General features: G+C 46.5%; 6 protein-coding genes. 4 read left to right on the forward strand and 2 right to left on the reverse strand.

Features of this window, described 5'->3' with window-relative positions; translation table 11 throughout:
• Positions 1–8 precede the first annotated feature (8 nt).
• Positions 9–524, reverse strand: coding sequence for a type II secretion system protein (locus EBR25_07235; protein NBW40782.1), 516 nt, complete (start codon positions 522–524; stop codon positions 9–11).
• A gap of 394 nt (positions 525–918) precedes the next feature.
• On the opposite strand from EBR25_07235, the gene cmk reads away from it, so the two are divergent.
• The 3 genes from cmk to EBR25_07250 all read left to right on the forward strand — a co-directional run bounded on the left by cmk (position 919) and on the right by EBR25_07250 (position 4,329).
• Entirely contained in the window at positions 919–1,644 is a 726-nt protein-coding gene (gene cmk / locus EBR25_07240) for a (d)CMP kinase (GenBank protein ID NBW40783.1), read from the forward strand.
• A gap of 16 nt (positions 1,645–1,660) precedes the next feature.
• Positions 1,661–2,380, forward strand: a complete 720-nt coding sequence (gene ispD / locus EBR25_07245; GenBank protein ID NBW40784.1) for a 2-C-methyl-D-erythritol 4-phosphate cytidylyltransferase — start codon at positions 1,661–1,663, stop codon at positions 2,378–2,380.
• Positions 2,381–2,631: 251 nt separating this feature from the next.
• Complete coding sequence (locus tag EBR25_07250) at positions 2,632–4,329, forward strand: 30S ribosomal protein S1 (protein ID NBW40785.1); 1,698 nt, start codon at positions 2,632–2,634, stop codon at positions 4,327–4,329.
• 173 nt (positions 4,330–4,502) lie between these two features.
• Here the strand turns inward: EBR25_07250 and EBR25_07255 are convergent, their stop codons facing one another.
• Complete coding sequence (locus EBR25_07255; protein ID NBW40786.1) at positions 4,503–4,874, reverse strand: response regulator; 372 nt, start codon at positions 4,872–4,874, stop codon at positions 4,503–4,505.
• 157 nt (positions 4,875–5,031) lie between these two features.
• Between EBR25_07255 and EBR25_07260 the strand changes: the two genes are divergently transcribed.
• Positions 5,032–6,373 (forward strand): hypothetical protein (locus EBR25_07260; GenBank protein ID NBW40787.1); only part of this gene is annotated, 1,342 nt, incomplete at its 3' end.

Below are 6,373 nucleotides of genomic sequence, written 5' to 3' on the forward strand. Positions count from 1 at the left end.
GGTAATCCTTAGTCGAAGGAGAATAATCCGGTTGCAAAGAGCGTGCCTGAAGCGAATGCATAGACCGATCCTCCCGATGAATCTACGAAATTAACTGAAACAGAATTGATAATATCGTTTGCGTCTACGGGGAGTCCTCGCGAGTTAAAGATAATCTGCTGAGAGGGATTGACACTAATGCCTGAAGGAAAAGAGCGTGAGAATGAAATGATATCCGCTTGTGGAGGATAGCTTGAATCATAGGCAAGGTAGTCGCAGCCGAATGAGTATCCTGAATTATCTTCTAAGAATGTAAAAATACCCCGACACCCTTCAGTAAGGGCCTTTGCCTGGGCTTGTTTCAGATCTTGGATGAAGACCGTTCGTGTATTCAAACGGTTGAATGAGGCTGAAATATTTTGGATTTGAGGAATGCCAAGAAATCCGACAATCCCAATGATTGATATAGCGACCAGGAGATCAAGGAGTGAAAAGCCAGAGGCTTTTTTTAGGCGTAGAGATTTGCAAGTGAAACAGGACCACATCTCAGATACCTCATTGCAGGGTTGAGATTAAAGTTCGATATATTTGAGATAATTCTTAATGAATTGACTCAATTTTTCATAAATTAATTGAGAGGCGTATGCGTACTTTTCGCAGAGTTATAAGAGCTATTCTTATAGCGGTGTATCTGAATGGACATCATTTGCCATTCAGTCGCAACAGATTGCATACTTTGATAGTGCCCAGTCGGGCACGCGGCCCCAGAGCTGAGATACGACAGAAAGGGCTTCTTGCAATTTTTTAGCCCGTCTTTTACCAGTCTATTCTCGCGGTCTGGGAGGTGTGTTCTGTTGAGAAATCCTCATCTGATAGGTGGGAATCTATGGCTAATCCTGTCATAGTATTGGCTTGAGGCAGGGGGGAGAGAAGCTTCGTATGATGCGTCCAAGAAGAGTGATTACTGTCGATGGTCTTGCCGGAACTGGAAAGACGACTCTATCGAAATTATTGGCAGAGCGACTTGGCTTTGTGCACATGAGTACAGGGCTTTTGTACAGAGCCGTCGGTTATCTCGCACTTCGCGCTAACGTATCGCGTGATGATCAGTCAAAACTTGCTGAGCTTATTAGAACTCATGATATTAAATTAGTGCTCGGCAGGAAGTCTTCTGGTGATGACCGAAGCGCACGAATTGTTATAGATGGAGATGATGTTTTTGACTCGCTCTATTCTCCGCAGGTGAGTGAGGCTACGTCTGAGGTGGCAGTGCATCCCGCGGTCCGTGATGCACTGGTTGCGGCACAAAGAGAAGCGTTTCCGGGGGAAGATCTCGTTGCTGAGGGTCGAGATATGGGAACAGTCATCTTCCCAGAGGCTGATGTGAAGTTTTGGATTGAAACGGAAGAGAAGATCAAAGTGGCACGCCGTCTTCAACAAATCTTAGAGAAAGAGCAATTGATCTCCGAAGAGAGAAAAGTTCAATTAGCGCATGAGATGCGAATTGAGATTCATGAGCGGGATAAGCGAGATCAAGAACGGGGGTTAGCGCCATCGATTCAAGGAGCAGATATGGTTCGTATAGCCAACTCTGGCAGTACAATAGAAGAGGTTCTTCAAGAGATGATTGCTCATGTTACTTCAGCGTTGAAGATATCAGCGTAAGAAAAAGGGCGCTTGAATGACAGATGACAAGAAGCGTGTTCTTGGGATTATCGTTGCTGCTGGTTCAGGTGAGCGATTGGGTGCTGCCCTTCCGAAGGCTTTGGTGGAGGTGGCAGGGAAGACGATACTCGAACGGACGATAGAAAAACTCAAAAGAGCGAAGACGCCATTCGAGGCACTCTTGATAACCTATCCAGAGGGATATCGGTCTCAGTTTGAGCATCTTCTTCAAGCTCAAGAATGGGAATGTCAGTTGATTGAAGGCGGTGAAACGCGGCAGGCCTCGGTCCGAAGAGCCCTGCTTGCCCTGACAGAAATGTTTCATCCGAACCCCACTGACCGCATCGTGATACACGATGCCGCCCGGTGTAATATTTCGCCTGACCTTGTTGATTCAGTTGTCGAAGCCGTATGTGAAACCGGAGCAGCCACCCTTGGAATTCCCTTAACTGATACCCTCCAGCGGGTGGATCAAGATAGCCAGCGCATTGAGGGCTCGATCTCAAGAGAAGGCCTATGGCGAATGCAAACGCCGCAAGCGTTTGAATACAGGCATATTATGAGAGCTCATGATGATGGCTTTGAAGCGGCGACGGATGATTCGACACTGGTTTCTTCTTTTTGCCCGGTAGTGGTTGTGAAGGGAGATGAGTGCAATCTGAAGATTACAGCGCCGATAGACCTCAAATTTCTTGAGATTCTTGAAAATTCTTCATCAAAATTTGAGTCTTTTTGAGCTTTTAGGCATACTCCGGTCGTACTATTTGCGACTGTCATGGGAGTTGGGAGCTTTTCTATCGTGCCGAAATGCTGCTGCCATATCAGTTTTTTGTATTAACATGGCACGCGAGGCGGTAGTTGGGGAGTGATGGAGAGAAGCATAGGCCTATGCTCTTTCGATGAACACTGAATAATTTCATCACCTGATAACGTTATCACCTGCTCTCCCATATGATTTCGTCTCTCTTTATATAATTAGGAAAAATAATGAATACAGGTACTCAAGAGTTTTCGTCTTTCGCATCTGCCTTCGAGGCAATGGATGATCAGCTCACAGGATTGCATGCAGGGAGTGTTGTTCAAGGCACCCTCGTTGAGCTTGGAAAAGATTACGCCCGAGTTGATATTGGATTTAAGCTAGAAGGAATCATCCCTGTTGAACAGTTTAAGAATTCGAAGGGTGAAAAGACTCACGCTGTTGGAGATGAGATCGAAGTATATATTGTTCATCTAGAGAATGATTATGGGCAGCTCATACTCTCTTACGAGAAGGCGGTTCAGAAGCGAGTATGGGCGGAGGTGGAAAAGCTCTTTGAAAAAGATGGTCTTATAAAAGGAACTATCGTTCAAAAAGTGAAAGGTGGATTGCAGGTGGACATTGGTTTGCCTGCCTTTTTGCCGGGATCGCAAGTTGATATTCGACCACATAGGAATCTCGACCGTTTTCTCGGAGAGGAGCACGAATTTAAGATTTTGAAGGTCACAAGAGATAAGGGGAATATCGTTCTTTCTCGCCGAGCAGTTCTTATGCATGAGCGTGATGAGCTTCGAACTGAGACGCTTCAGGTGCTCAGTGAGGGGGTTGTTATGGAAGGTGTGGTCAAAAATATCACCGATTATGGTGTGTTTATTGATCTTGGAGGAATCGACGGACTTCTCCATATTACGGACATCTCGTGGGGTCGTGTGAACCATCCGTCAGACAAGCTCTCAGTTGGAGAGAAGGTACCGGTTGTTGTCCTTAAGTATGATAAGGATAAGGAACGGGTCAGCCTTGGTATGAAGCAGTTGAAAGAGGACCCTTGGACTACCATCGAAGAGCGATGTGCGTTGAACTCAACAGTGAAAGGTCGAGTGGTCAGTCTTGCTGATTACGGAGCCTTTGTTGAGCTCGAGGAAGGAGTTGAGGGTCTCGTGCATGTTTCAGAGATGAGCTGGACCAAAAAGGTTCGAAGCCCTGGTAGCATTATGAATGTCGGTGATTACATCGAGGCGGTTGTTTTAGGAATTGACCAAGAGCAGCGTCGGGTTAGCCTCGGTATGAAGCAGCTGATGCCGAATCCGTGGAGAGAGCTTGCAGATAGACTTGCTCCAGGGACACGTGTGAAGGGACAAGTTCGTTCAGTTACTGAGTTTGGTATCTTTGTTGGTATCGAGGAGGGAATTGATGGGCTGGTACACGTTTCCGACTTCTCATGGACCAAGCGTATCAAAGATCCAGAAGAAGTTGCTCGAATGTACTCCAAAGGCGATGAAGTTGAAGCGGTAGTGCTTGAGGTTGATATCGAAAATGAGCGGATCAGCCTCGGCATTAAGCAGCTGGAGGAAGATCCTTGGGATACGATCGCTCAGCGCTATCCAGTTGGGGTTAAGATCAAAGGTAATGTGAGTTCATTGACGGACTTCGGTGTATTCGTTGAAATAGAGAATGGCATTGAGGGTCTTATCCATAATTCTCAACTTGGTCTGAAGCGTGAGGAGGAAGCAAAGGATCACTTCGCCGTTGGGAGTGAGATAGAAGCTGAGGTAACAAGCGTAGACCGTGCTGAACGGAGGATCAGCCTCAGTATTCGCTCCATTCAGCAGCGTGAAGAGAGGGCAAGTCTTGACCAATTCTCTGGAGACAGCGGTGGTGCTATTACTATCGGGGATCTCCTTCGAGAGAAGATGGGCTCAGACGAGTAGTATTCTTCAGTAATCTGTATGCCAGAGAGAGGGGGCTGTATCACTTGGAAGTCGATGCAGCCCCCTTTGCAGTTCTTTTTTTGAAGCGTATCGATACGCTGGAGATTCTCGGAGCCGTTTCTGCACGAAGCAGAAAGAGTTGCATCAGAAGTAGTTGTTTAATCTGGGGATTTTTAATCTTGATTGATCAGGCTTGTTAATGCACTGGGATCGAACGGTTTTTGAAGTACCGCCTTTACGCCAAGAGACTTCGCTTTCTCAATTTCGTCCTCTTGAGCATGGCCAGAAATCAATATGACTGGGATGTGAGGATACTCTGTGTTTCGTTTCTCTATGACGCCGAATCCATCTATCTCCGGCATTCGTAAGTCAGTGATAATCCAATCTGGTGAAATAGCTGTTACCTCTTGCAAGGCTTTCACGGGATCGGAGAAGGGGAAGACTTGATGTCCTAGCGCCCCGAGTAATAATGAGAGGGCTTGAAGAACACCCTCTTCATCGTCGATGAGAAGGAGCTTTTTCTTCTGTTGGTCGAGATTTTCCATGTTCTCCTAAGAAATAACCGCTGAGAATGACTGCATCTCCTAAATCATGTTAAGAATTATGGTGCAAAAATGTTACGATTCGGTCTGAATAACATGAAAAAAGGACGAGTGAAATAACTGCGGCGTTCTTTTTGTTGATGAAAGAGTTTTTCTCATAATGACAGCAGCAATCTTTCCAGAGATTTTGAACTCTGATGCACACAACAACTCTCGAGGCTCTGATAACGCATCGTCAGGTCAGCAAGGAGCTGCCTTCGGAGCGGAGGGGAGAGTGCTTCCGCCTATGTTGCAGGAATATGTAAGTTATAAACACCGTTATCCAGATCATTTTATCTTTTTTCAAGTGGGCGACTTTTATGAGCTCTTTTTTGAAGATGCGGTCCGAGTTGCAGCAGAGCTCAATATTACGCTAACGAGTCGGGATAAGAAGGATCCGAATCCGATTCCAATGTGCGGTGTACCCATAGCGGTCATTGATAGCTATTTAGAGCGGTTGGTAGATGCGGGGTTCTCGGCAGCTGTGATTTCTCAAGCAGCGAGTGATCAAGTTGTTAAGAAAGAGCAAGACAAGGGAGTGAACAAGGTCCGGATTGAGCGTTATCTTGAAAGAGTTGTAACTCCTGGAGTTCGGATAATGGGAGTAACAAATCCAACCCCTGGGGTTCGAGAAGGAGTCCTCGCAATAGGTTTTGGTAATTCCAGTGAGGTGAGTTTTGCATGGGGAAGCGCTCTTGAGTCCGAGGTGTCAGTCCGAGAGAAGGTCTCTTTAGAGGAGCTCGTAGAACTTGCGCTTCGCCTTGAAGTGGCAGAAGTCGTGCTCCCCGCTGAAGTCAATGGGCGCCGTTTAGACCGCCGAACTTCATGGATCAGAGAGCTGGAACGACTGCTTCCCCCTCATTCGGTCCGATTTCGAGGAGTATCTGATCAGCGTCTCTCTCAGGAAACTGAACGGCTGGGGCGGGTCTCTGATTTTACGTTGCTGAGTTTAAGCGCTAAGCGAGCAGTGAGAACATTTGTTCGATATATTGATGAGATGACGGTATCCTCTGAGCTCCCATTTCTTTCAATAGCACTGGAAGATCAAGCTCAGAGTATGACTCTTGATACGATGACTCGTCGTAATCTTGAGCTGGTTCAAACGTCAAGAGATGGAGCATATGAAGGTTCTCTGTTGCATTATCTTGATGTAACAAAGTCGCAAGGAGGAAAGCGGTTGCTTCGCAAGTGGCTGAATCAGCCCCTTATCGATTCTCAATCGATACAAGGGCGTCTAGAGGCGGTCGGTTTTTTAAAAGAAAATTTTGAGATCAGGGCTCGATGTGCTGAGCTTCTCAGTCGAATACCTGATTTTGAACGGATCTGTGCGCGGATAAATTTAGGTGTTGTCTCTCCTCGAGAACTTGGAGCGCTGCGTGATGGACTGGAATCCATTACTGAGTTGAGATCTTGCCTTGAGTCTGCCCAGAAGATTCAAACGGTAGCAATCCTCTCTTCTGCAA

Source organism: bacterium (assembly GCA_009926305.1).
Classification (GTDB): domain Bacteria; phylum Bdellovibrionota_C; class UBA2361; order UBA2361; family RFPC01; genus RFPC01.

Excerpts from the sequence above, each read along its gene's own strand:
- EBR25_07235 (NBW40782.1), bottom strand. The coding sequence starts at position 524 with ATGTGGTCCTGTTTCACTTGCAAATCTCTACGCCTAAAAAAAGCCTCT.
- cmk (NBW40783.1), top strand. The coding sequence starts at position 919 with ATGATGCGTCCAAGAAGAGTGATTACTGTCGATGGTCTTGCCGGAACT.
- ispD (NBW40784.1), top strand. The coding sequence starts at position 1,661 with ATGACAGATGACAAGAAGCGTGTTCTTGGGATTATCGTTGCTGCTGGT.
- EBR25_07250 (NBW40785.1), top strand. The coding sequence starts at position 2,632 with ATGAATACAGGTACTCAAGAGTTTTCGTCTTTCGCATCTGCCTTCGAG.
- EBR25_07255 (NBW40786.1), bottom strand. The coding sequence starts at position 4,874 with ATGGAAAATCTCGACCAACAGAAGAAAAAGCTCCTTCTCATCGACGAT.